This is a genomic window from Rhodococcus sp. MH15 (genome assembly GCF_019266045.1).
In the GTDB taxonomy this organism is placed as follows: Bacteria; Actinomycetota; Actinomycetes; order Mycobacteriales; family Mycobacteriaceae; genus Rhodococcus_F; species Rhodococcus_F qingshengii.
In genome coordinates, this window is record NZ_LPNP01000065.1 from 188,123 (window position 1) to 213,538 (window position 25,416).

Genomic DNA, 25,416 nt, shown 5'->3' on the forward strand with positions numbered 1-25,416 from the left:
GCGCGAGTGTCAGCCGACAGGCGCGCTGTTGGCCATTTCCTGGGCAAAGGTCTCGTTGTAGGTCTTGAGGACCTTCGTGACCATGCCGGTGATCTGGTTGAAGATCAGCGAACCGTTCTCGAAGTCGCTGCGCAGGCCGTCCGGGATCGAGTACTCGTCCGAGATCGGCAATCCCAGTTCACCCGCGTCGGAACCGAAACTCTGCCACGACTTGAAGATCTCGCCGAGCACGGTGAACACTCCGCCGTTCGGCGAGGTGTAGACAGCGCCGTTCTGGAACAGCGCACCCTGGTTGCCGAGCTTCGCCTGCAGAATTCCGGACAGTGCCTGGCCGAGGCGTCCGATCTCGCCACCTTCGGCGATCCACTTCTGCGCGAGCGGTGAATTGTCGGTGATCTGCAGAATCTGGGTGACCAGATCCGGGATCGACGAACCGGTGCCACCGGTGACCGTGTCGACCGGAGTGGTCGGCTTGGGCGCAGGCGTCGACGGATTGGAAGGGTTCGAGGGGTTCAACGTCCCCCCGATGTTCGCGGCCGCGATGTTCCGGATGTCGTTCATGTGTGCGTATGCGGCATCACCCGGGCACGCGGTGTTTCCGACGTCGCGGTGGGCGAAGATGATCGGCAGATCGACTGCTGCGCCCTGCGGGTACGGCGTGAACTCGGTGCCCTCGGAGTACATCGTCGTTCGGCCCTTGGGATCGAGTCCGGCCATGCCGAGCTTCCAACCGAGGAACTTGCCGACGGCGTTGAGCGTCGCCTGCGAAGGCTCGACGGTGGAGTAGTCGCCCATCATCGCGATACCGGTGGTGTTCTCGTTGAATCCACCCGCGTGTGCACCCTGAACTGCCTTGTCGAGTCCGCCTGCGCGGCCTTCGAAGGTCTGACCGTACTTGTCGACGAGGACGTTGTATCCGACGTCGCACCAGCCGAGCGTCTGTGCGTGGTAGGCATAGATCGAGCGGACGATGCCGGCCGATTCGGCCTTCGTGTAGTTGTTGCTACCTGCGGTGTGGTGAACGGTCGCGCCACCGATGAAGTCGTCGTAGGTGGGGGAGTCGCAGCGAAGTGACTCGTCTGCTCCCCACTGAGCACGGGTGATGACGGACGGTCCGCTGCCGCCGAGCGGCGCTGCGACGGCCTGCAGATTGCTGTCTGCCTCGCTGGCACCCGGGTCGATCAACACGGCGGTGACGGCATCTGCTGCCGTCGTCACCTGGCGAAGCGGCTTGGACACCGAAGCGGGTGTGTACCCGAGTTCGCCGGTGGCTGCGGGTGCTTCAGTGGGGGCAGCTTCCGGAGCGGGCGCGGGGGCAGCTTCCGGAGCCGGGGCCGGCACAACCTCGGCTGCGGGAGCAGCGGCGCCCTGCGGCGTGAGGATCTGGATGGACTTGGTGGCGCCGACGAAGACCGGTTCGGTGGCGGTACCGGAGTTGGTGGCCTGATCCGAGCTGGCGGAGTCGATGGCGTCAGGGGTGAACCACGGGCCCCAGGTGCCGTCTTCGGCCAGGGCGCGGACCTTGGACTGCGCCGAGGCGATGGTGTCCGAGGTCAACGCGACCATGCTGAACGGAGTGTCGCGGGTGACTTCCTTGACCACGGCACCTGGCTCTTCCTCGGAAGGAACCGGAGCGGTTTCGGTCGGGGCGCCGGGAGCAGCGGGTGCCGGGAACAGCTCGGTCGGCAGCGTGATCCCGGGAGGTAGCGGGATTTCGGTCGGGAGCTTGAGGTTTCTCAGATCACCGAGGTTGATGTCGGGGAGATCGAGACCGGTCAGCTCCTTGACCGGAATGATGATGTCGGGCACCGACGCGAGGAGCACCTCTGCGATCTGGGTCGGCACTGCTACTGACGTCGTCTCGTTCGCGGAACGTACATCGGACGTAGTGCTCGTGAAGCCGTAGACCGCAAAAGGACTTGCGACAGCCACTGCGGCTACAGCCCCGAGTACGAGCGAGGGCTTCGGTCGACGGTGTGGCAAGGGATTACTCCTCGGTTGTAGTTACTTGCGAGCGAACTTCAGGGCCGATGACGGCCGTGAACGGAATCCTTCAAAACCGGATCCGAGCAGGTCGGATGCCATGTTCTGGGGTTGAACTCCAGTTTTCGGACGCGTACGTCTGCAACTCGTGATGCTGATGTGACTCGTGTGACTGGTGTTGCTAACTCCAAACACTCTTGCCACACTAGTCACAAAAGTCCATAACGCTCAACCTTAGGGTGAGACTTTAGTTAAATCGTTGTGGACTGGCCTGCGCGCGAAGTACCGACTTCGCGGACTCGTGAGGCCGGTAGCGATGAGGAGAGCATTGATGGCGAGAAGCGGAAGAAGCGGAACTGCAGGTAAGAGGCCTGTGTCCGGTCGCGCAGGTCGCTTTCTGGTGGGCGGACCCGGGAGGCGAACCTCGCTGATGCGGATCTCGGTCCTCGGTCTCGTTCCGGCTCTTGCGCTCGGCGTCGCGATCGGAGGTTTCACGCAAATCCGCGCTGACGAGCCGTCGATCCTGCACGCCGTCGCTGCCGACACGCAATTCACGCTCTCCGGGCACGGCAACGGACATGGCCGTGGAATGGGCCAGTGGGGCGCTTACGGCTACGCCAAGAACGACGGCTGGTCCGGCGAGCGAATCCTCAGTCACTACTATGGGGGAACCGTCCTGGACTCGATGCCGCCCGCCCAGATGAGTGTGCGGCTCACGGCCCAGGACAACTCGACGCTCGACGTCTACTCCGACGCCGGCCTCGTGGTCAACGGTCAGCGCACCGCGCCCGGCGAGGCTGCCCATCTCACTGCACTGCCCGGTGGCGGTGCGCAGGTAGTGGTCACCAGCGGGTGCGGTGGCGGGGTTGTCTGGGAAGCGGTCACCGAGCATCCGTGGGTGGACCCGGTGGACCTCGGTCCGGATCGACCCGCCGACCAGTTCCTGAAGCTGTGCAACAACGATGCGCCCTATCGAGGCGCCCTCGGCGTAGTGCTCGACAACGGCTCGGCTCGGACAGTCAATCTCCTCGACATGGAGGACTACCTGCTCGGCGTGGTGCCGGTCGAAGCGAAGGCCGAATGGGCCGATTCCGGTGGGGCCGAAGCGCTACGGGCGCAAGCCGTGGCAGCACGCTCGTACGCTGCGACCGAGCATCGCAGCTCGTACGCCGACACCTGCGACACTCAGGACTGCCAGGTCTACGGCGGAGCGGGCAAGGAAGATCCCCGCACCACCGAAGCCGTCCGGTCCACCGCCGGCGCCGTTCTGTCGCGTGACGGCAAGATTGTTGCCACCGAATTCTCCTCGTCCACAGGAGGTTACAGCTCCGGCGGTGAATTCCCGGCCGTCGAGGATCTCGGTGACGCCCTTTCTCCGAATCATGACTGGACAGTGAATCTGACCGCAGGGCAGATTGCGGACGCCTTCGATGTGGGTGAGCTGCAATCGCTCAAGATTCTCTCGCGCAACGGATTCGGTACCGACGGCGGGCGAGTGACGGCAGTCGAGGTAGTCGGAACAGATGCAACTGTTGGCGCCACCGGAATTCAGTTCCGCCAGAAACTCGGCCTGAAATCCGACTGGTTCACCATCGGTGACGGTGCGGGTGTGGTAGTGGCGCCGGATTCGGAATCGACAGTGCCGGAATCCAATTCGCCATCCGACGATCCATCGGGTACGGTTACGGAGACGCAGATCGAGAAGAAGTATCGGGAGCTCGGCGGTGAAAGCGGCTCTCTCGGTGCTCCTGCCGGCCCGGAGATGCAGTTGCCCTCCGAAGCAGGCACTTTCCGTGTCTACGAAAACGGAACCATCATCTGGACAAAGGTTTTGGGCGCGCAGGTAGTTGATGCCAACGTGCTCCGCGAGTGGATACCGACGGGCGGAAGCTAGGGGAAGGTCGGTCGGTAGCGACTCGCACGTATCGACTCTGAAGGGTCTCTGCCGTAACCCGGCGGAGGCCCTTCAGGTCGTTCAGGGTTCGTTGGTTGTCGGTCAGATGGTCGGGGCGTCGCCGAGCAGGCGGTACTCGAGCCACAACTCCGCACGTTCCGTGGGGGAGCCGAGGTCGAGCTGGAGAAGGCTCTCGATCCGAGCGAGTCTGCTGCGCAACGTATGCCGATGAATATTCAGCGCTGTGGCTGCGGCGTCGCCCACCCCGTTGTGTGCCAACCACATGGCCAAGGTCCGGTAGAGATCGCTACCGCCCTTCGCTTCCAGAAGCGGGCGCAAGTGTGCCGCCGCGAATGCCGTCGAGCGATCCTGGTCGAGAAATGCGGACAATCCGCTCTCCGAGAGTTCGGCGAACCGCATCGAAGGCAGGTTGCGGGCACCGGCCTCGGCTGCTGCCTGCGCGGCTTGGCGTCTGGCGCGCGAGAGATCGTCCCACCACAGCATGTCCGACACGCCGACGGTGACGTCGATTTCGTTGACACGGGCGAGGATTCGCCCGCTGTCGGTAGCCGAGACGACGGCAATCAGTGCACCGTCGGTGATGCCGAACGCCAGATCGCGGCTGAGACCATCGAGCAGTGAGACGGACACGCTCTCGAGCAGGCCACTCGGGCCCGCTACGTGGAAGACCTGGAAAGGCTCGACCGGAAATCCTCCCCACAGTTCCCCGGAGATGTTGCGGGCGAGCGCATTCTGTCCCTCGAACAGCTGATGCATCGCAACGGTACGAAGGTGGTTCATCGTCAGCTGTGCGTCTCGGGTTCGAGCCGTCATCAACGTGAGCAGAGACGCGGCTGCGATGACGATGCCCTGATTCAGTGAACCGACGGCGCCGGGGCAGCCGGCGACGAGGTACCCCATCAGCTTTCCCCTCGACGTCAGCAGCGGATGGGAGATGACGTCCTCGTTCTCACTCGTGAGGAAACTGACTTCCATCGGGCGGGCGTCGCGCTCGGGGGCAGTTCGCTCGATTCCGGCGGCCGCGGCGGTGTGTGAGATCTCGACGGTATGTCCGGCCGAGTCCAGCAGAGCCGCCCATCCGCCGATCAATTCCGCCACCCGTCGTACGACTGCCCGGGTGCCGTTGACCGTCACCGCAGCTTGAAGCAGTCGCCGCAGGCTCTGGTAATTGCTGCGCAGCGCTTTCATGTCGTCGTCGGATTGCGCCTTCGACACCGCTTTGGTCAGGGCGATGAAAGGTGTTCGCAATGGGACGTCGAGAAGGGGCACACTGAAACGGGTGGCCGCATCCACCAGAGTCTGTGGCGCCTGCTCGTATCCGAGGCCGGTTCCGAAACCGATTCCGGCAATTCCGGCCGCCACCAGGGTCCGTACGAATCGGGTCGTTTCCGCGGCCGTCGTCGGTAGTGACACCCCGGTGATGAGTAGTAGTTCACCGCCGTCGAGGAAGGGCGTCGGGTCGGGTAGTTCGGAGACATGTGCCCAGGTCAGGGTGCGATCGAGCTGGTCGTGCCCAGCCAGGACGCGAAGGCCGAACTGTTCGGTCGCACAAAGCTGGCGGAGCGTGATGGGCATGAGTCCAGTCTGACACCTCGAACTCGCCACTTTGTAGTGCCTGCGGTCACGTTTGTACAAAGTGGAGCCTGACGCGAGCTTGCCGAAGGTCCGACACTGGCGCTATCGAAAATGCGCTCCGGATAGAGCGCCACCGAGATCCACGTTCCGAACAGCCCACAAGGAGTACTGATGTCCAGTACAGACCAGCCGGCACTTCAGCACACGCTGAAGAAGCGGCATCTGTCGATGATTGCGATCGCAGGCGTCATCGGCGCCGGACTGTTCGTCGGCTCCGGTGTGGCGATCCAGGAGACGGGACCCGGTGTCCTGATTTCCTACGCGCTTGCCGGCGTCGTCGTCATCCTCGTGATGCGCATGCTCGGTGAGATGTCGGCAGCGTCGCCGGAAACCGGCTCGTTCTCCTCGTACGCCGACAAGGCCATCGGCCGCTGGGCGGGCTTCTCGATCGGCTGGCTGTACGCCTGGTTCTGGATCATCGTGCTCGGCATCGAGGCCACCGCCGGTGCCCTCATCATGAATCGCTGGGTTCCGGGGGTTCCCCAGTGGACCTGGGCATTGATTCTGATGATCGTGCTGACGCTGACCAACATCATCTCGGTCAAGTCGTTCGGCGAGTTCGAGTTCTGGTTCGCCTCCATCAAGGTCGTCGCCATCATCGCGTTCCTCGGCATGGGCATCGTGGCGATCTGCGGATGGATGCCCGGCGTCGAAGCACCCGGAATGACAAACCTGACCGGTCACGGCGGCTTCCTGCCGAACGGAACAGGAGCGATGCTCGCCGCAGTCCTTGTGGTCGTGTTCTCGTTCTTCGGGGCCGAAATCGCCACGATCGCCGCCGGTGAATCGGCCAACCCGCTCGAAGCTGTTCGCGCAGCCGTCAAATCCGTCGTCTGGCGAATTCTCATCTTCTACATCGGCTCGATCGCGGTGGTCGTCACTCTGCTTCCCTGGGACAGCGCGTCGGTTGCACTCAGCCCGTACGTCGCCGTCATGGACTCCTACGGCATTCCGGCCGCGGGCAACATCATGGACGTCGTCGTCCTCACGTCGGTTCTGTCCTGCCTCAACTCGGGTCTCTACACCGCGAGCCGCATGATCTTCTCCCTCGCCGGCCGCGGCGACGCCCCCAAGTCGCTCTCACGTATCGAGAAGACCGGCGTCCCGATGCGCGCTGTCCTGGTCTCGACGATCGTCGGCTTCCTCACCGTCGGCATGAACTACCTCTCCCCGGACAAGGTCTTCCTGTTCCTGGTCAACTCCTCCGGTGCGATCGCGCTGTTCGTCTGGCTGGTCATCTCGGTGTCCCAGCTGCGCACCCGCCGCAAGCTCGAAGCTTCGGGCCAGGAGCTGGAACTCAAGATGTGGTTCTTCCCGTACCTGACCTACGCCACGATCGCCGCCATCATCGCGCTCTGCATCGGAATGCTCACCCTGGACTCGACGCGCAGCCAGATGATCGTGTCCCTGGGACTTGCAGCGATCCTCGTGGGTATCGGGCTCTACCGCTACCGGAACCACAAAGACACCGACGCCGACGCCGAGGTCGTGCCCGTCGCCGAGAGCGCTCCCACACCCTGACACCAACGTCCCCATCTGCGAGATACTTCGATGTCCTAGTATCGGCCACGGACAGAGAAATCGACGTGAGCACAGCAGATGGGGACAATCATGACCACACCCGAACCGATCGTCATCGTCGACGGGGCCAGGACCCCCGTCGGTAGCTTCGGCGGCGTCTTCAAGGACGTACCCGCACACGAGCTGGGCGCCGCAGCAGCCAAGGCCGCGCTGAGCCGCGCCGGCGTTGCGCCCGAAGACATCGACGAGGTCGTCATGGGCTGCATCGGCCAGGTCGGCCCGGACGCCTACAACGCACGCCGCGTCGGCATCGCCGCCGGACTGCCCGAGAACGTCCCCGCCTACACCGTCAACCGCCTCTGTGGCAGCGGTCTGCAGGCTGTGTGGTCTGCGGCGATGCAGATGCGATGGGGCGCAGCTGCCATCACGCTCGCCGGCGGTGACGAGAGCATGTCTCGCATGCCCTTCTACGACTTCGCCGCCCGCTCGGGCTACAAGCTCGGCGATCGCAGCCTCGTCGACGGCACCGTCGCGATGCTCACCGACCCGTTCAGCAAGGCTCACATGGGCCGCACTGCCGAAGCCGTCGCCCGTAAGTACGGCGTCAGTCGCGAGCAGCAGGACGAGTTCGCCGTCGAATCTCAGCGCCGCGCCGCTACCGACGCAGCGAAGGCGGCATTCGCCGAGGAAATCACTCCCGTCGAGACCGGTGGTCGGCGCTCCGTCACCGTCACCGAGGACGAGCATCCCAAGCCCGGAACCACCGTCGAAACCCTCGCCAAGCTGCGCCCCGCATTCGAAGAGGGCGGATCCGTCACCGCCGGTAACGCGTCGGGGATCAACGACGGCGCCGGCGCACTCGTCCTCGCGACGGGCACCGAGGCAGCCAAGCGCGGTCTCACCGGACTGGTCACGCTCGAAACCGTCACGACGGCAGCCATGGAGCCCGGTCTGATGGGCTACGCTCCCGTGCTCGCTCTCGAAAAGCTCTTTGCACAAACAGGATTGAAGCCTTCCGACATCGGCACCGCCGAGGTCAACGAGGCGTTCGCTTCGCAGGCCATCGCCGTCATCCGTGACAGTGGCCTGGATCCGGAGAAGACCAACCCGTACGGCGGAGCGATCGCCCTCGGACACCCGGTCGGCGCCACCGGAGCCATCCTGACCCTGCGTGCCGCGCGCGACATGGTTCGCCGCGACCTCGAATTCGGCATCGTCACCATGTGCATCGGCGGCGGTCAGGCACTCGCTGCCCTGCTGAAGCGGGTCTGATCATGGCGACCAAGCGCAAGCCGTCGTGGCACGACGACGAGATCACCGCAGTAGCCGAACTGGCCCGTGGTTTCTTCGATCGTGAACTGATCGCCAAGCGTGAGCAGTGGGACGCTCAGCATCGCGTCGACCGGTCCGTGTGGCTCGAAGCCGGCAAGCTCGGCCTGCTGTGCTGCTCGATTCCCGAGGAATACGGCGGGGGCGGTGGAACTTTCGCGCACGATCTCGCTGTCTTCGAGGCGCAGGGCTACTGCGGTGACTATGCGCTCGGTAACTCCGTGCACAGTGGCATCGTCGCCCACTACGTGCTCGAGTACGGAAGCGAAGAGCAGAAGAAGGCCTGGCTGCCAGGTATGGCGACGGGCGAAATCCTCGGCGCCATCGGAATGACCGAGCCAGGAACAGGTTCCGACCTCAAGGCAATCACCACGTCCGCGATCCGTGACGGTGACCACTACGTCGTGAACGGGTCGAAGACCTTCATCACCAATGGTGGCAGCGCAGACATGATCGTGCTTGCCGTCAAGACCGACCCCAAGGCGGGCGCCAAGGGTGTCTCGCTCCTGATCGTGGATCTTCGTGACTGCGAAGGCTTTGCGGTCGGCCGCGTGCTCGACAAGGTCGGTCAGCACGGCGCCGATACGTCGGAGCTGTCCTTCACCGACGTTCGCGTTCCCGTCTCGAACCTCCTCGGTGAGTCCGAGGGGCTCGGCTTCGGTCAGTTGATGGCGCAGCTGGTGCAGGAACGCCTCATCATCGGCGCGCAGGCCATCGGCACCATCGAGCGTGCAGTCGAGGAGACCGTTGCATACACCAAGGCGCGTCAAGCGTTCGGGCACAGCCTCTTCGAGTTCCAGAACACCGCCTTCGAGCTGGCCGAGTGCCAGACGATCGCACGCACCTGCCGTGTCTTCCTCGACAACTGCATCGAGGATCACCTCAACGGCGAGCTGGACGGCGCAGACGCCGCGATGGTCAAGTACTGGCTCACCGAGCAGCAATGCGCCGTCGTCGACCGGTGCGTGCAGCTCTACGGCGGATACGGCTACATGCGTGAATACCCGATCGCGCGCATGTACGAGGACTCCCGCGTCCAGAAGATCTACGCCGGCGCCAACGAAGTGATGAAGGGCATCATCGCGAAGAGTCTTTGATCACCGGCGTCGAAAACCATTGACACCGACCAGGCACCCACCGAGCATTTCGGTGGGTGCCTTTGTGTGTGCCCACAAGCGGTATCGAGCTGTTCGGAAGGCAAACACTGATGAGCTTCACCATCGACGTCGGGTCGGCACGCGTCACCCAACTGACAGAGCTGGCGCACTGGCCGTTTCCGCCGCGAGAGCTCTTTCCCCAGGCGAGTGAGGCCGAGATCAGTGAAGCGTCGGCGCGGCTGACACCGGAGTTCTTCGACGAGGGTAGTGGTGACCTCGTGCTTGCCATCCACACCTACCTGGTGGAGATCGGCGGCAAGGCCGTCGTCGTCGACACCGGCAACGGAAACAGCAAGCACCGGCCGAACCTCTTGCCGCATCACATGTTCGGCACCGACTACCTCTCACGCTTCGCAGCCACCGGTGTGTCCGTCGACGACGTCGATCTGGTGGTCAGCACACATCTGCACCCTGACCACTGTGGCTGGAACACCGCCCTCGACGCCGAAACCTGGCGGCCTACCTTCCCCCGCGCGACCTACATTTTCGATCGCACCGAACTGGCCGCGCTCCAACAACTCGCCGCCGACGGTCCACACGAAGGAGTGGTCTCGGATCTGGCGCAGACCTTCGAGGACAGCGTCCGTCCCGTTCTGGACGGGGCGAAGTGGGAGGCGGTCGACGACGGCCACGTCCTGGTCGAGTCCGAAGGCACACGCGTCGTCGTTCGCAGCGCGCCCGGCCACACGCCGGGCCATATCGTGATCGAGATTCGCACTGCCGACGGCGGCGCCGTCATCTCCGGCGATGTGATCCACCATCCGATCCAGTTTCTGTACCCGGACCTCAGCCAGGGCGGCGACGCGGATCCCGAGATCGCGAGGGTCACCCGCCGCGAACTTCTCGAACGCTGCGCGTCGGAGGGACTACTTCTACTTCCCGCACACTTCCCCGTCGACGAACCGATCGTGATCGAATTCGAGTCGAGCGGTGCACCGAGTGCTTCCGGTCTAATCGGTCTTGCAACGTCCTGACTTGCCGCATCGGCCCTGGTGACGCATCCAACCCTCGGCTTCCGAACAGGTCCGATACCCTGGTTCATCGTGACCGCTGCAAATTCAGAGACCGCCCGTGCCCAGTACGACCTGATCGTCGTCGGTTCGGGATTCTTCGGGCTGACCATCGCCGAGCGTGCCGCTACCCAGCTGGGTAAGCGCGTGCTGGTGCTGGATCGCCGTCACCACCTGGGGGGAAACGCATACTCGGAGGCAGAGCCGGAGACCGGCATCGAGGTCCACAAGTACGGTGCCCACCTGTTCCACACCTCCAACAAGAAGGTCTGGGACTACGTCACCCAGTTCACGGAGTTCACGAACTACCAGCACCGCGTCTTCGCGCTGCACAAGGGACAGGCGTATCAGTTCCCAATGGGACTCGGTCTCGTGTCGCAGTTCTTCGGTCGGTACTTCACTCCCGAAGAAGCACGCGCCCTCATCGCCGAACAGTCCAGCGAGATCGATTCGAAGGACGCCTCCAATCTCGAAGAGAAGGCGATCTCCCTGATCGGACGCCCGCTCTACGAAGCGTTCGTGCGTGACTACACAGCTAAGCAGTGGCAGACCGACCCCACCGAGTTGCCCGCCGCGAACATCAGCCGCCTGCCGGTCCGCTACAACTTCGACAACCGCTACTTCAACGACACGTACGAGGGCCTGCCTGTCGACGGCTACACGGCGTGGCTCGAGAACATGGCGAAGGATCCGAAGATCGAGGTCCGCCTCGACACCGATTACTTCGACGTCCGCGACGAACTGCGCACCGCCAGCCCCGACGCCCCTGTCATCTACACGGGCCCGCTCGACCGCTACTTCGACTACTCCGAAGGTGCACTGGGATGGCGCACCCTCGATTTCGAGACCGAGGTTCTGCCCACCGGAGACTTCCAGGGCACCCCGGTCATGAACTACAACGACGCCGACGTGCCGTTCACCCGTATCCACGAGTTCCGTCACTTCCATCCGGAGCGCGAGTACCCGACCGACAAGACCGTCATCATGCGTGAGTTCTCACGTGCCGCGGAGGCGAAGGACGAGCCGTACTACCCGATCAACACTCCCGAGGATCGCGAGAAGCTCTCCGCGTACCGCTCACGCGCCAAGAAGGAGACCGTGGAGAACAAGGTCCTCTTCGGTGGGCGTCTCGGCACCTACCAGTACCTGGACATGCACATGGCGATCGCCAGCGCGCTGACGATGTTCGAGAACACCCTGCGCCCGCATCTCGAAACGGGTGCGGAATTGGCAGGGGAGAGCGAATGAACGCACGTCATCTACTCGAAGGCGAAGATGCCGTCAGCGGCGACGAGGTGACCTACCTCGGCAAGTCCCTGCTTCAGCGGATCATCCTGCCCCGCGCCGGTGAGCCGCTCGACGTCCGCACGTTGTACTTGGAAGAGTCCTGGTCCAATAGTCGGCGGGCGCACTCGACCTCGCGCACGTCGGTAGCGCTCGGCGCCGAGACCGAGGTCTCGTTCGCCACGTACTTCAACGCGTTCCCTGCCAGCTACTGGCGTCGATGGTCCATCCTGAAATCGGTGGTCCTTCGTCTCGAGCTGTCCGGCCACGGCCGCGTCGACATCTACCGTTCCAAGGCGGATTCCTCGCGAATTCACGTGGAAGGTAAGGAATTTGCCGACGGCGATGCCGCGGTCGAGTTCGAGGTGGAACTGGCGCCGTTCGAGGACGGTGGCTGGATCTGGTTCGACATCACCACCGATACGGCAGTGGTCGTCGAGAGCGGCGGCTGGTACGCGCCCGTCGAGGCTCCAGGCGAAGCGACTGTCGCCGTTGGTATTCCGACGTTCAACCGTCCGACCGACGCGGTCAAGGCGCTTGCTGCACTGGCTTCGGATCCGCTGGTGTCGGACGTGATCAAGGCCGTCATCATGCCGGATCAGGGCACCCGCAAGGTGCGTGACGAACCCGGATTCGCCGAAGCTGCTGCAGCGCTCGGTGATCGGCTCGCCATTCACGATCAGGGCAACCTCGGCGGCTCGGGCGGATACAGCCGAATCATGTACGAGGCACTCAAGACGACGCAGTGCCAGCACATCCTGTTCATGGACGACGACATCGAGATCGAACCGGACTCGATTCTGCGTGCGCTTTCGTTCTCGCGTTTCGCGAAGTCGCCGATGCTGGTGGGTGGGCAGATGCTCAACCTGCAGGAACGAAGCCACCTCCACGTGATGGGTGAAGTGGTCGACCGCGGCATCTTCATGTGGACCGCGGCACCGAACGTCGAATACGACCACGATTTCTCGAAGAAGCCGCTGCGCGAATCGAAACTCCTGCACCGCCGCATCGACGTCGACTTCAACGGCTGGTGGATGTGCATGATCCCGCGCCAGGTCGCCGAAGAAATCAAGCAGCCGCTACCGCTTTTCATCAAGTGGGACGACTGCGAATACGGTTTGCGCGCAAAGAAAGCCGGATACCCGACCGTCACGCTGCCCGGTGCCGCGATCTGGCACATGGCGTGGAGCGACAAGGACGACGCCATCGACTGGCAGGCGTACTTCCACCTCCGTAACCGTCTGGTGGTGGCCGCGCTCCACATGCCGGGCAACGGCCGTGGCCTCGTGGTCAACACGGTGAAGGCAACGCTCAAGCACCTGCTGTGCCTCGAGTACTCCACCGTCGCGATCCAGAACAAGGCCATCGCGGACTTCCTCGCCGGACCCGAGCACGTCGCGAACATGCTGCCGACGGCACTCGGTGAGGTCCACGCCCAGCGCAAGGAATTCTCCGACGCCGTCGTACTGCCGTCGTCGACTGCGTTGCCGCTGCCCTCCGGTGCGGATGTCGGAGACGTGAGCCTGCCGCTGTCGACCGTCGCGAAGATCACCCGGGTCCTCAGGGCCGGAGTGCACAACGTGAAGCCGGCCAAGCCGGAACACCTCGAGCGCCCTCAGCTCAACGTTCCGACCATCGACGCCCGTTGGTTCCTGCTCTCGCAGGTCGACGGCGTCACCGTCACCACGGCCGACGGTCGCGGCGTCGTCTACCGCAAGCGAAACCCGAAACTCGCGCTCGAACTGCTCAAGGAAGCAACACGGTTGCGCCGCGAACTCGCCGCCCGTTTCCCCGAGCTCAAGAAGCAGTACCAGGACGCCGTTCCTTCACTGACCAGCACGGAAAGGTGGGAACGTGTCTTCGGCATCTCCTGAAGTACAGATTCTGGCCGGGATTCAGTCGACCGTCGGGCAGCTGCCGGGAGCCGTCAAGGTCGCCCGCGGTATGTCTCACTTCGGTGAGCACTCCCTCGGGTGGATCGCGATCGCTGCCGTCGGAGCTGCTGTGGACAAGCCGCGTCGACGGGAATGGGCCGGAGCGGCCGTCGGAGCATTCGGTGCACACGCCGCCTCCGTGGTGATCAAACGAGTGGTCAGGCGCAAGCGACCTTCCGATCCTTCGGTGCAGGTCAACGTCTCGACACCGAGCAAGCTCAGCTTCCCGTCATCACACGCGACGTCGACGACGGCGGCGGCTGTGCTGATCGGTCGGCTCACCGGGCTACCCTTACCGGCGTTGCTGGTGCCCCCGATGATGCTCTCGCGTCTGGTCCTGGGAGTTCACTACCCGACCGACGTACTCGCCGGAGCGGCACTGGGAGCCGCATCCGCGGCGGTAGTTCGCCGGGTCGAAGAAGCCAGAGCCGAACAGAAATGTGGAGATAAATGAGCGAGGAACCGGCTACGGTCAGCGGACCCCCGAAGTCCCTGCCCGCCGGCATCGTCAAGGCGCTTCGCCCACGTCAGTGGGTCAAGAACGTCCTTGTGCTGGCAGCGCCCATCGCGGCCGGAACCGCCACCGAAGCCGACGTGCTGTTGCCCGTCGCGCTGGCGTTCGTCGTGTTCTGTATGGCGGCATCAGGCATCTATCTCGTCAACGACGCGATGGATGTCGAAGCCGACCGTGCTCACCCCACGAAGCGATTCCGTCCCATCGCGGCCGGCGTTCTACCCGTCAACATCGCCTACGGCATGGCCGTCGTGCTGCTTGCCGGTGCGATCGGGCTGTCCTTCCTGGCCAACTGGCAACTCGCCGTGGTCATGGGCGTGTACATCGTCATCCAGCTCGCCTACTGCTTCGGTCTCAAGCATCAGGCCGTCATCGACATCTGCATCGTCTCGTCCGGCTTCCTGCTTCGAGCGATCGCCGGTGGCGTTGCCGCCGAGATCGATCTCTCGCAGTGGTTCCTGCTGATGATGGCGTTCGGATCACTCTTCATGGCGGCAGGCAAGCGCTACGCCGAACTGCAGTTGGCCGAGAAGACCGGCGCCAAGATCCGTAAGTCCCTCGAGAGCTACACGATGACGTACCTGCGTTTCGTGTGGACGATGGCAGCGACGACGCTGGTCCTCTGCTACGGACTGTGGGCGTTCCAACAGGACGCCATCAAGGGCACCAACTGGTACGCCATCTCGATGGTGCCGTTCACCATCGCGGTGCTGCGATACGCGGTGGACGTCGACGGCGGCGAAGCCGGAGAGCCTGAGGAGATCGCGCTCGGTGACCGGGTGCTGCAACTCCTCGCGATTGCGTGGATCGGAGTAGTGGGTGTCGCTGTCTACCTCGTCTGAGCCACGCACCGAGGCTGACCCGCACGTCGACACTGCGGCGAATCGCACCACCCTCAGTCGAGGAGTTTTTCTCGGCGGGGTGGTGCTTGCTGCTGCCCTCATGTTCTGGGGTGCGTGGGAGCGTCGCTGGATCGCCGACGACGGACTCATCGTCTTGCGAACCGTCCGCAACCTGCTCGCGGGGAACGGCCCGGTCTTCAACGCGGGTGAGCGTGTCGAGGCGAACACGAGTACCGCGTGGACGTACATCGTCTACGCGTTCAGTTGGCTCACGCAGATCCGTCTCGAATACGTTGTTCTGACGATCGCGCTCGTACTCTCGACTGCTGCCGTCGTGTTGGCGATGCTCGGCACCGGTCGTCTGTACCGCGGCGTTCGGCCGTCGGCGGGCGGAACGATCCTGCTGGTACCGGCGGGTGTTCTCGTCTACATCGCGGTTCCGCCTGCGCGAGATTTCGCCACTTCCGGGCTCGAGACATGCTTGGTGATCTTCTGGATCGCGCTCCTGTGGGTACTGCTCGTTCGGTGGGCGCAGGCGTCGACGCCGTCCACGGCGTCGATCCTGACTCTCTCGTTCGTGGCCGGACTCGGACCACTGGTTCGACCCGAGATGGCGATTCCCGGTGCTGCCGCGTTGATGATGATCGTTCTCTCCGCAGGCCTGACCTGGAAGATTCGCACACTGATCGTCGTCGTCGCCGGACTTGTCCCGGTGGCCTATCAGATCTGGCGAATGGGCTACTACGCCTTGCCGTACCCGAACACCGCGGTGTCGAAGGACGCCGGTGGCGCGAAGTGGGCGCAGGGTTTTGCGTACCTGTGGAACCTGGTCGGGCCGTACCTGCTCTGGTTGCCGTTGCTGTTCCTGCTCATCGGTGCGCTGCTGCTCGTGTGGCGAAGCCGAGCGGACACACCTACCGCTACCGCAGATCAACCCGCACGCCCGCTGTGGCAGCGCTTTCAGCAGTTTCTGCGCACGCCGCGGTCGATTGTCACCTTCATTCTCGGCAGTGGGCTGATCCTCGGGATCTACTCTCTGCGCGTCGGCGGCGACTTCATGCACGGCCGCGTCCTGTTGCCGGTGCTGTTCTGCCTGCTCATCCCGGTGGCGGTCATTCCGTTGCGGGTGCCGGCGCGGGCAGCGTTCGGAAGTAATCGCGACACCGCGATCTTCGGAGTCTCGGCGGTGCTGTGGATCGGCACGATCATCTGGGCCTTCTTCGCCGCGAACACGACGGGTATGCCCGAAGGATCCGTGGTGGGTCGCTCGGGAATCGTCGACGAGCGAGCGTTCTACGCACTCAACACCGGTCACAAGCATCCGATCCTGGCCGAGGACTACCTCGACTATCCGCGAATGCGTGCCATGGTCGAGACCATCGCGCGGACTCCGGAGGGTGGGCTGTTGCTGCCGTCCGCGAGCTACGACTCCTGGTTCGTCGTCCCACCACCCGGACCGATCGAAGAGCCGGCCGAGCACGTCGTCTTCTTCCTCAACCTCGGAATGACGAGCATGAACGTCGGCCTCGACGTTCGGGTGCTCGATCAGATGGGGCTGGCGTACCCCCTGGCAGCTCACACCGAGCGACTCGAGGACGGCCGGATCGGGCACGACAAGAATCTCTATCCGGACTGGGTGGTCGCGGACACGGGAATGATCGACGTTCGACCGTGGCTGCCGTTCTTCCTCGACGAAGACTGGGTTGCGGACGCAAAGCTGGCCATCACCTGCCCGGAAACGCAGGAGTTGCTCACGTCGTACCGCTCCGAGCTGACCTGGGCCAGATTCAAACAGAACTTCCAGCAGGCATTCGACTTCGCGAAGTACCGATTCGACCGGGTTCCGGCCTACGAATTGGAACGCTGCGGTCTCGTTCCACCGGAGTCACCCAGGTGATGTGATCAGCATCACCGACTGTTGAGGGTTTGAATATTTCGATTCAGTAACACCGAATTGATTGGCCACGATGTACTCGAAGACGATTCACCTAACCTGAATCACCCCCGAGGGGTGATGACGGTGTTGCTCGCGGATTGGGACGTAACGGTCCACCTATTTGTCACAGCTGAACCTGTGACATAAAGTCCAGCGAGCGCAGTGTGACTTGGAAGAGGTCCGCTGCCGACCCGAACTCGTTCGGGCTGGCAGAAAAGCCTGTTCCCCGACGGAATCCGCCGGAACCACTCCACCGAGTGGGTTCCGCAGACGAAGAGAGAGAGCAGTATCCATGCGTTTTGCCAGAAAGAGGCTGACCCAGCGCCTCAAGCACCGAGCGTTGGCCATCGGTGCCGCAGCACTTGTGCTCCCCCTTGCTGCAGGAGTTGCCGGTAGTGCTGTCGCCTCTGCTGCGCCTGCGCACACTGCTCCCAGCCACACCGCCCCCTCCGGCGGATACGACGAGCTGTGGGTGCCCTCCTCGATGGGCAACATCAAGGTCCAGGTCCAGTGGGCCGCTCGCGGCGGAAACGCTGCCCTTTACCTCCTCGACGGCCTGCGTGCGCGTAACGACGCCAACGCGTGGAGCTTCGAGACCAATGCGATGGACCAGTATCGCAACGACAACATCACCCTCGTGATGCCCGTCGGCGGCGAGTCCAGCTTCTACAGCGACTGGTATGCACCGTCGAACTTCAACGGCCAGCAGATCACGTACAAGTGGGAAACCTTCCTCACCGAAGAACTGCCCAACTTCCTCGCGAACTACGGCGTCTCGCCCACCAACAACGCGGTCCTCGGCCTCTCGATGGGTGGCAGCGCTGCTCTGACGCTGGCTGCTTACCACCGTGACCAGTTCAAGTTCGCCGGCTCGCTGTCGGGCTACCTGAACATCTCGGCTCCGGGCATGCGCGAGGCAATCCGCGTCGCAATGCTCGATGCCGGTCGCTTCAACGTCGACTCCATGTGGGGACCGCCGTGGAGCCCGTCCTGGCTGCGCAACGACCCGTTCGTCTTCGCACCGCGTCTGCAGGGCCTGTCGATGTACATCTCGTCGGCAAGCGGCCTGCCCGGTGAATACGACCACCCGCGCGCACCGATCGACTACTACAACACGGCTAACGGCATGGGCCTCGAGGCTCTCGCCCTGGTCAACACCCGTGCATTCCAGATCCGCATGAACTCGCTGGGTATCCCGGCCACCTACAGCTTCCCGTCCAACGGCACGCACTCGTGGCCGTACTGGTCGGCAGAGCTGTGGAAGGCTCGCGGCCAGATCCTCGACACCATGAACGCTTGGTGATCGTGCGCGATCCCGTGACCTAGTCACTTCACCAGTGCCGTTCCGGACTCCTCGAAGGAGAACCGGGACGGCACTTGTGTATTCAGGTGCTGCACAAGCGCCCGATGTCAGTAACAATTGCACCACCAGTAACAGCGCGGCTACCCCAAGCGGGGATCGTTTGCGTGTAGAAATAGTTTCAACGGGGGTCTGGCTGCTCAGGCGGCCACACGATCGACGCGCGGACCGAACGTAAGGAAAGAGAGTGAGCTCATGCGAGTAGGCCTTGCCACGGAGGACCGTCGCCGGTCCCGGGCAACCTTCCGGACAAAGGTCGTCGGCGCACTGGCAGCGATGCTGGTTCTGCCGATCGCCGCGGGCTTGACGACGGCCGGAACCGCGGCAGCCGCGCCGGCACCTGCTCAGGCCGCACCGGCCGCCACCCAGAACCCCACCGGAGCAGCGGTCACGAAGGTCGACTGGCTCAGCGAGCGTCGCGTCGCGCTGTGGGTGAACTCTCCCGCGATGGGCACCCCGATTCAGGTGCAGATCCTCTTGGCCCGCGATTGGAACGTCAATCCGTCGGCCAGCTTCCCCTCGGTCTGGATGCTCGACGGTCTTCGCGCGACCGACAACGAGAACGCCTGGACCTACGAGACCGACGCCGAGTCTTTCTACGCGGACAAGAACGTCAACGTCATCCTCCCGGTCGGCGGTCAGTCCAGCTTCTACTCCGACTGGCTCCAGCCCGACAACGGCAAGAACTACCAGTGGGAGACGTTCCTGACCAAGGAACTGCCCCCCATCCTCGAAAAGGACTGGCGGACCACGCAGACACGCGGTGTCGTCGGACTGTCGATGGGCGGCACGTCCGCCATGTTCCTCACGGCGCGCAACCCCGGCTTCTTCAAGTTCGCCGCTTCGCTCTCCGGCATCCTCACCACCACCTCGCTCGGCATGCCTCAGGCAATCCAGTTCGCGATGACCGACGCCGGTGGATACAACTCCGCCGCGATGTGGGGACCGCCGTCCAACCCGCAGTGGGCTGCACACGATCCGTACGCGCTCGCCGAGAAGCTCAAGGGCGTCAGCCTGTACGTCTCGAGTGGTAGCGGTACGACCGGCCCGTACGACCAGCCGTCGGGAATTCCCGGCGTGAGCACCAACTACGCAGGCATGGGCCTCGAGATCCTCGCTCGCCTGACCTCGCAGACCTTCGCGACCAAGCTCAACCAGCTCGGAATCCCCGCGCAGGTCAACTACCGCCCGTCCGGAACCCACTCGTGGCCGTACTGGCAGTTCGAGCTTCATCAGCTGTGGCCGCAGTTGGCCAACGCCATCGGCGTCGAGGTCGAGAAGCCGGCTTGCGGCACTTCGGGTGAGATCGGTGCGACGGCCGCAGCCAACGGCTGGATCGGTGACTGCATCACCCCCGAGTACAGCGTCGCGGGTGGCCTGGCACAGGACTTCCGCAACGGTCGCATCTACTTCACCAGTGGAACGGGCGCCCAGCCCGTCGCCGGTCGCATCGCCGGCGCGTACATGAACACCGGAGCAGCAGCCGGCCCGCTCGGCTTCCCGCGTACCCCCGAACTCGGTACCCCCGACGGACGCGGACGCTTCAACCACTTCCAGAACGGCTCCATCTACTGGACCCCGCAGACCGGCGCTCACCCCGTCAGCGGCGACATCCTCGCCGAGTGGTCCGCACAGGGTTGGGAAGGTGGCCCGCTCGGCTACCCGACTGCCGACGAGATCGCGACCCCCGGCAAGCCGGGCAAGGTCCAGGGATTCGAGATCGGCGCAATGTACAGCAGCGCCAACGGAACTCACGCGGTTCTCGGAATGATCATGGGCAAGTACGGCGAACTCGGCTGGGAAAACGGCTGGCTCGGATTCCCGAAGTCGAACGAGGTTCCGATCAAGGACAACGGACGCTTCACCGAGTTCGAGGGCGGCAACATCTACTGGAGCCCCGGCACCGGTGCATGGTCCGTCGAGAACGGTCCGCTGTTCGACGGTTGGAAGAGCGTCGGATACGAAGGTGGACGACTCGGATTCCCGATCAGTGACAAGTTCGACATTCCCGGTGGTGTCCAGCAGAACTTCCAGTTCGGCTACATCACGGTGATCGGTGACAAGACAGAAGTTCACTAACTCACAGTGGTGCACGACGGGCGGGCCCGATCACGGATCGGTGCCCGCCCGCGTGCGTTGCGTAACCTGTTGATGGACTTTCGACTGAAGGCAAGGACGGACATTGATGTCGCTTTTCTCGGGTAACCGAAACACTTGTGCACGCGCGATCGCGGTCGGCGCCCTGGCGCTCGCCACCGGTGGCGCGCTTGTCGCGTGCGGTAGTGACGACTCCACTGCAACCTCCAATCCGGTCACCACGACGTCCGCGGCGGCTTCGTCCTCGAGCGGTTCGGCATCTGCGTCCGCCTCTGCGACCACGACGGCGTCGGCTGCGCCCACCAGCCCGGGAGCCGCGGCCACCGCGCCGCCGGAGCAGCCGCAGAGCATCGAGGGCTTCCCGGGTCCCACAGTCGTCGAGGTCAGTCCCGAGGCACAGAAGTTCCTCGACGGACTGAAGGCGAAGGGCATCACCCCAGCCGGTGACGGAAGCATCGCCGTCAACACGGCCAATTACATCTGCGCTGCCGGTCCTCAGACCGACGACGAGGTCCTGACCTTCGTGACCGCCTTCGTCGGCCAGGAAGCGTCGGCGGAAGGCAAGCAGATCACTCCCGAGCAGGCAGGTGCGAACGCTCAGATCTACATCGACGTCGCCAACGCCACCTACTGCAAGTAGGCGCGGGTCATGGCGAGGTCTGGAAAGCGTCGTGGGTGCCTGATCCCGCTGCTGATCATTCTCGTGGTCGCAGCGGTCGTGATCGGCGGTTGGTACATCCTGGCCGGGCGGGTGCCTTCGCCGACTCCGATCCCGCCGAGCCCGGAGCCTCCGGTGTCTCAGCCGGCCAGTTGCCCCGATGTCCAGGTAGTAGCCATACCGGGTACGTGGGAGTCGAGCGCTACCGACGACCCGTACAACCCGACGGCCAATCCGGCGTCGTTGATGCTGAACGTGACCCGTCCTCTGCAGGAGAAGTTCGATACTTCCCGGGCCGACGTCTACACCGTTCCGTATGTCGCACAGTTTTCGAATCCGGTGGCGATCCCGCCGGACGGACAGCAGTCCTACAACAACAGTCGGGCCGCGGGAACTGCTGCCACTAACGACTTTCTGATGAAGCGGCACGCCGAGTGCCCGCTCACGAGTTACGTCCTGACCGGATTTTCCCAGGGCGCGGTGATTGCGGGTGACGTCGCCGCGAGTATCGGCGACGGTACCGGCGCGGTGCCTGCCGATCTGGTTCTGGGCGTCGGCTTGATCGCCGACGGTCGGCGCGATCCGGCGTTCGGGAACACCGTTGGCCCGAGCGTTGCCGGTGTCGGCGCCGAGCTGTCGCTGAACGGGCTGAAGCTGCCCGGTCTGACGATGACCGGCCCGAGGCCCGGCGGGTTCGGTGACCTCAACGATCGGACCTATCAGATCTGCGCGCCGAGCGACGGTATCTGCGACGCGCCGGCAGCCGCTCTCAACCCGACCAACTGGCTGAGTTCGGCGCCGCGACTGCTCGAGTACTACAACAACCCTGTGCACGCGATGTACAACTCCTTCCAAGTCGATCCGAACGGCACGACGGCCACCCAATGGATGGCACAGTGGGCTGCGGAGAAGATCGACGCTGCACCGACGCCGCCCCACAGTTGAGTCACCGCCGCACTGTTGATTCGTCACAATCGGGCGTCTCGGGAGTTCGCTCGCGGGTAATCTGCTCGTTTGGTCCCGGTAGAGTGCTGCACGGTCCGGGGGCTTCCTCTACAGTGCTGTCACGTAAGTGACTGGCGAGTAGGTTCGATTTGTCCGAGTTTGTAGTTCGAGTACGACGTACGTGTCCATCACAGGAGATCGATATATGAGTTCCACCCACGGCAGCGATGCCCTACGCAAATTTCGGTTTGCGGCCGGTGGCGAGGGCAACGCCGAAGAGGGTGGTGCGCGACGCTTCGTCAAGCTTGCGCAGAAGGCCGAGGAACTCGGCTACGACTCGTTCATGATTCCGGATCACCTGGGTAATCAGGTCGGCCCGATCGCCGCTCTCGGAGCGCTCGCGGTGGCCACCGACAAGATTCGTCTCGGCACCGCCGTGTTGGCCAACGGCTTCCGTCATCCTGCTGTGCTCGCGAAGGACGCGGCGACAATCGACGTGCTGTCCGGTGGTCGACTCGAACTCGGTATCGGTGCGGGCTGGATGAAGGAAGAGTTCGACAAGGGCGGCATCGCCTACGAGAGCCCGGGCGTTCGCATCGAGAAGCTCGAGGAGTCTCTGCAGATTCTCGACGTTCTTCTGCGCGGGCAGGAATGCACTTTCGAAGGCAAGCACTATCAGGTGCGCGGCCTCAAGGGCAGCCCGCGACCGCGGCAGGGCCCGCGGCCACCGATCATCGTGGGCGGCGGAGGCCCGAAGATGCTTGCTCTCGCGGCGAAGTACGCGGACATCATCTCGGTCGCCACACCGACCAACCGTGACGGGCGGCTTCTGCTCTCCGGAATCACGATGGAAAAGACCATCGAACGTGTCGAGCGGATCCGCGAAGCTGCCGGCGAGCGTTTCGATGAGATCGAACTCAACTGGACCATCACCATGATCATGATCACCGACGATCGAGAGCAGGCTGCCGAAATGGCAATCGCCGCTCTGGACCAAGGTTTTCCGCCGAACATCGAAGTGGATCGTAAGCTGAGCGTGGAGGAGCTGTTGAACTCTCCATACCTGGCTGTGGGCACTTTCGAGGAAATCGCAGACCAGATTCGACTGGTCCGCGAGAAGACGTCGATGTCGTACGTCGGGGTCTTCCCGACGCAGATGGAAGCGTTCGCCCCGATCATCCCGTTACTGGCGGGCGAGTAGGCCGGAGAATACGGACGATGCGAATCTGTAACATATCGATGGTTTGGGATCGATGAAGTGATTCAGGTGAGTTGCGCACAAAGTGCGATTCGATTGATCGAAGATGGACCCGAGAGAGCGAAGGAAGTCTGGGGCGCAGGCATGAAAGACAGTGCTTGTGTGATCGCTTCGGAGGAGATGGAATGAACGCGCTGTTCGATGGCTTTCTCGACGAGAAGGGCCAGATCCGCCTGCAACCAGGCTTCACGCTGGTCGACTACGTCGAGCAACACTCGCGTGTCAACGCGGACGAGCTCGCGTATCGGTACATCGACTACTCACGCGAGCGTGACGGTGAAGCCCTGGAGCTGACCTGGGAGCAGTTCGGTGTGCGTCTGCGCGCTGTTGCAGCCCGTCTGCAGCAGGTCACCAAGCGTGGCGACCGTGTCGCGATTCTTGCTCCGCAGGGACTCGACTACGTCATTTCGTTCTTCGCGGCCATTCAGGCCGGTTCCATCGCGGTGCCGCTCTTCGATCCGGACGAGCCCGGTCACACCGACCGTCTTCACGCTGTTCTCGGTGACTGCAAGCCGACTGCGATTCTGACTGCCGCATCGTCGGCGGCCGGTGTTCGACAGTTGTTCCGCTCGCTTCCCGCTGCCGAGCGTCCGCGCATCATCGCCGTCGACGCGATTCCCGACACCGTCGGTGAAACGTGGGTTCGCCCCGACATCGAACTCGACGACATCGCGTACCTGCAGTACACCTCGGGTTCGACCCGAGTTCCCGCCGGCGTGGAGATCACCCATCGTGCTGTCGGAACGAACGCGCTCCAGATGGTCGACTCCATCGAACTCAACGAGGACTCTCGGGGCGTCACGTGGCTGCCGCTGTTCCACGACATGGGCCTGCTGACGGTCATCCTGCCTGCTCTGGGCGGCAAGTACATCACCATCATGAGCCCGCGTGCTTTCGTGCAGCGGCCGTACCGGTGGATCAAGGAACTTGCTGCGGTTTCCGACGGCGCCGGCACCTTTGCTGCCGCTCCCAACTTCGCTTTCGAGCACGCTGCCGCGCGTGGCCTGCCGAAGGACGGCGAGACCCTGGACCTGAGCAACGTCATCGGTCTGATCAACGGCAGTGAGCCGGTCACGACGTCGTCGATGCGCAAGTTCAACGACGCTTTTGCTCAGTACGGTCTGCCCAAGACTGCGATCAAGCCGTCGTACGGCATGGCCGAGGCGACGCTCTTCGTCTCCTCGACCAAGCATTCCGACGAGGCCAAGGTCATCTACGTCGACCGCACGGAACTCAACAAGGGACGCATGGTCATCGTCGACCAGTACTCCGAGAACGCAATCGCGCAGGTCTCCTGTGGGTACGTCTCGCGCAGTCAGTGGGCGGCGATCGTCGATCCCGAGACGCTGACCGAGGTCCCCGACAATCACGTCGGCGAGATCTGGTTGCACGGCGAGAACATCGGTATCGGCTACTGGGGTCGCCCCGACGAGACGGCGGAGACCTTCCACAACAAGCTGGACAATCGGTTGAGCGAAGACAGCCACACCGAGGGCACGCCGGCGGATGCCAACTGGATGCGTACCGGCGACTTCGGCGTCTACGTCGACGGCGAGCTGTACATCACCGGGCGCGTCAAGGACCTCGTGATCGTCGACGGTCGCAATCATTACCCGCAGGACCTCGAGGCTTCGGCTCAGGAAGCCAGCCCGGCTCTGCGCCCCGGCTTCATCGCTGCGTTTGCCGTACCGGCCAACCAGCTGCCGTCCGTCGTGTTCTCCAACACGCACTCGGGTCTGAAGTTCGACGACGACGATTCCTCGGAGCAGTTGGTCATCGTGGCCGAGCGTGCTCCCGGCGCAGGCAAGGCCGATCCGCAGCCGATCGCGGACACCGTGCGTGCGGCGATTTCTTCCCGTCACGGTGTTACGGCCCGAGACATCCTGCTCGTCCCCGCGGGTTCGATTCCGCGTACGTCCAGCGGCAAGATCGCTCGCCGCGCGTGTAAGGCGAGCTATATCGAGGGAACGTTGCGAGGCGGCTATCAGCAGACCGCATTCCCCGATAGCGTTTGAGGAGCAGTCCCTTCATGATCGGT

General features: G+C 63.6%; 18 protein-coding genes. 16 read left to right on the forward strand and 2 right to left on the reverse strand.

The features are described 5' to 3' along the window. Positions 1 to 9 precede the first annotated feature (9 nt). Positions 10 to 1,983 carry an N-acetylmuramoyl-L-alanine amidase gene (locus tag ATN37_RS15345; protein WP_058038053.1) on the reverse strand — a complete coding sequence of 658 codons (1,974 nt, stop codon included), beginning with the start codon at positions 1,981 to 1,983 and terminating at the stop codon, positions 10 to 12. A gap of 331 nt (positions 1,984 to 2,314) precedes the next feature. Between ATN37_RS15345 and ATN37_RS15350 the strand changes: the two genes are divergently transcribed. Next, positions 2,315 to 3,877 (forward strand): SpoIID/LytB domain-containing protein, encoded by a 1,563-nt coding sequence (locus tag ATN37_RS15350; RefSeq protein ID WP_165638713.1) that lies wholly within the window; start codon positions 2,315 to 2,317, stop codon positions 3,875 to 3,877. Between the two features lie 102 nt (positions 3,878 to 3,979). On the opposite strand, the gene ATN37_RS15355 is transcribed toward ATN37_RS15350, so the two are convergent. Beyond that, complete coding sequence (locus tag ATN37_RS15355; protein ID WP_003943944.1) at positions 3,980 to 5,473, reverse strand: PucR family transcriptional regulator; 1,494 nt, start codon at positions 5,471 to 5,473, stop codon at positions 3,980 to 3,982. 171 nt (positions 5,474 to 5,644) lie between these two features. On the opposite strand from ATN37_RS15355, the gene ATN37_RS15360 reads away from it, so the two are divergent. From ATN37_RS15360 to fadD32, 15 genes are all read left to right on the forward strand, one after another. Beyond that, the gene (locus ATN37_RS15360) at positions 5,645 to 7,054 is read left to right on the forward strand and encodes an amino acid permease (protein WP_064442963.1); all 1,410 of its coding nucleotides are present in this window, start codon (positions 5,645 to 5,647) and stop codon (positions 7,052 to 7,054) included. 90 nt (positions 7,055 to 7,144) lie between these two features. After that, on the forward strand, positions 7,145 to 8,326 hold the full coding sequence (locus ATN37_RS15365) for a thiolase family protein (RefSeq protein WP_007731825.1): 1,182 nt from the start codon (positions 7,145 to 7,147) through the stop codon (positions 8,324 to 8,326). Between the two features lie 2 nt (positions 8,327 to 8,328). Further along, a complete protein-coding gene (locus ATN37_RS15370) occupies positions 8,329 to 9,480 on the forward strand; it encodes an acyl-CoA dehydrogenase family protein (protein WP_007731824.1) in 1,152 nt (383 codons plus the stop codon). A gap of 110 nt (positions 9,481 to 9,590) precedes the next feature. Continuing rightward, complete coding sequence (locus ATN37_RS15375; protein WP_064687987.1) at positions 9,591 to 10,514, forward strand: MBL fold metallo-hydrolase; 924 nt, start codon at positions 9,591 to 9,593, stop codon at positions 10,512 to 10,514. 69 nt (positions 10,515 to 10,583) lie between these two features. After that, positions 10,584 to 11,798 (forward strand): UDP-galactopyranose mutase, encoded by a 1,215-nt coding sequence (gene glf, locus ATN37_RS15380; RefSeq protein ID WP_063315967.1) that lies wholly within the window; start codon positions 10,584 to 10,586, stop codon positions 11,796 to 11,798. After that, positions 11,795 to 13,708, forward strand: a complete 1,914-nt coding sequence (locus ATN37_RS15385) for a glycosyltransferase (protein ID WP_007731821.1) — start codon at positions 11,795 to 11,797, stop codon at positions 13,706 to 13,708. The genes glf and ATN37_RS15385 overlap by 4 nt, the downstream gene beginning before the upstream one ends. After that, complete coding sequence (locus ATN37_RS15390) at positions 13,689 to 14,222, forward strand: phosphatase PAP2 family protein (protein ID WP_003943893.1); 534 nt, start codon at positions 13,689 to 13,691, stop codon at positions 14,220 to 14,222. The genes ATN37_RS15385 and ATN37_RS15390 overlap by 20 nt, the downstream gene beginning before the upstream one ends. Further along, positions 14,219 to 15,124, forward strand: coding sequence for a decaprenyl-phosphate phosphoribosyltransferase (locus ATN37_RS15395; protein WP_003943808.1), 906 nt, complete (start codon positions 14,219 to 14,221; stop codon positions 15,122 to 15,124). Before ATN37_RS15390 ends, ATN37_RS15395 begins: the two co-directional genes overlap by 4 nt. After that, a complete protein-coding gene (zomB, locus tag ATN37_RS15400) occupies positions 15,102 to 17,021 on the forward strand; it encodes a flagellar motor control protein ZomB (protein WP_308125215.1) in 1,920 nt (639 codons plus the stop codon). Before ATN37_RS15395 ends, zomB begins: the two co-directional genes overlap by 23 nt. A 331-nt stretch (positions 17,022 to 17,352) precedes the next feature. Continuing rightward, the gene (locus ATN37_RS15405; protein WP_007731818.1) at positions 17,353 to 18,363 is read left to right on the forward strand and encodes an alpha/beta hydrolase family protein; all 1,011 of its coding nucleotides are present in this window, start codon (positions 17,353 to 17,355) and stop codon (positions 18,361 to 18,363) included. 252 nt (positions 18,364 to 18,615) lie between these two features. Then, positions 18,616 to 20,499, forward strand: coding sequence for an alpha/beta hydrolase-fold protein (locus ATN37_RS15410; protein WP_003943922.1), 1,884 nt, complete (start codon positions 18,616 to 18,618; stop codon positions 20,497 to 20,499). 106 nt (positions 20,500 to 20,605) lie between these two features. Further along, entirely contained in the window at positions 20,606 to 21,157 is a 552-nt protein-coding gene (locus tag ATN37_RS15415) for a DUF732 domain-containing protein (RefSeq protein WP_003943980.1), read from the forward strand. A gap of 9 nt (positions 21,158 to 21,166) precedes the next feature. Further along, positions 21,167 to 22,120, forward strand: coding sequence for a cutinase family protein (locus tag ATN37_RS15420; protein ID WP_003943848.1), 954 nt, complete (start codon positions 21,167 to 21,169; stop codon positions 22,118 to 22,120). A 205-nt stretch (positions 22,121 to 22,325) separates the two neighbouring features. Further along, entirely contained in the window at positions 22,326 to 23,321 is a 996-nt protein-coding gene (locus ATN37_RS15425) for an LLM class F420-dependent oxidoreductase (RefSeq protein WP_007731815.1), read from the forward strand. A 182-nt stretch (positions 23,322 to 23,503) separates the two neighbouring features. After that, positions 23,504 to 25,393 (forward strand): long-chain-fatty-acid--AMP ligase FadD32, encoded by a 1,890-nt coding sequence (fadD32, locus tag ATN37_RS15430; protein WP_003943899.1) that lies wholly within the window; start codon positions 23,504 to 23,506, stop codon positions 25,391 to 25,393. Positions 25,394 to 25,416: the final 23 nt, after the last annotated feature.

What these genes read in the sequence shown, in the direction of transcription:
- ATN37_RS15350 (WP_165638713.1), top strand. Translation starts at nt 2,315, where the DNA reads ATGGCGAGAAGCGGAAGAAGCGGAACTGCAGGTAAGAGGCCTGTGTCC.
- ATN37_RS15355 (WP_003943944.1), bottom strand. Translation starts at nt 5,473, where the DNA reads ATGCCCATCACGCTCCGCCAGCTTTGTGCGACCGAACAGTTCGGCCTT.
- ATN37_RS15360 (WP_064442963.1), top strand. Translation starts at nt 5,645, where the DNA reads ATGTCCAGTACAGACCAGCCGGCACTTCAGCACACGCTGAAGAAGCGG.
- ATN37_RS15365 (WP_007731825.1), top strand. Translation starts at nt 7,145, where the DNA reads ATGACCACACCCGAACCGATCGTCATCGTCGACGGGGCCAGGACCCCC.
- ATN37_RS15370 (WP_007731824.1), top strand. Translation starts at nt 8,329, where the DNA reads ATGGCGACCAAGCGCAAGCCGTCGTGGCACGACGACGAGATCACCGCA.
- ATN37_RS15375 (WP_064687987.1), top strand. Translation starts at nt 9,591, where the DNA reads ATGAGCTTCACCATCGACGTCGGGTCGGCACGCGTCACCCAACTGACA.
- ATN37_RS15385 (WP_007731821.1), top strand. Translation starts at nt 11,795, where the DNA reads ATGAACGCACGTCATCTACTCGAAGGCGAAGATGCCGTCAGCGGCGAC.
- ATN37_RS15395 (WP_003943808.1), top strand. Translation starts at nt 14,219, where the DNA reads ATGAGCGAGGAACCGGCTACGGTCAGCGGACCCCCGAAGTCCCTGCCC.
- ATN37_RS15405 (WP_007731818.1), top strand. Translation starts at nt 17,353, where the DNA reads ATGCGTTTTGCCAGAAAGAGGCTGACCCAGCGCCTCAAGCACCGAGCG.
- ATN37_RS15410 (WP_003943922.1), top strand. Translation starts at nt 18,616, where the DNA reads ATGCGAGTAGGCCTTGCCACGGAGGACCGTCGCCGGTCCCGGGCAACC.
- ATN37_RS15415 (WP_003943980.1), top strand. Translation starts at nt 20,606, where the DNA reads ATGTCGCTTTTCTCGGGTAACCGAAACACTTGTGCACGCGCGATCGCG.
- ATN37_RS15420 (WP_003943848.1), top strand. Translation starts at nt 21,167, where the DNA reads ATGGCGAGGTCTGGAAAGCGTCGTGGGTGCCTGATCCCGCTGCTGATC.
- ATN37_RS15425 (WP_007731815.1), top strand. Translation starts at nt 22,326, where the DNA reads ATGAGTTCCACCCACGGCAGCGATGCCCTACGCAAATTTCGGTTTGCG.
- fadD32 (WP_003943899.1), top strand. Translation starts at nt 23,504, where the DNA reads ATGAACGCGCTGTTCGATGGCTTTCTCGACGAGAAGGGCCAGATCCGC.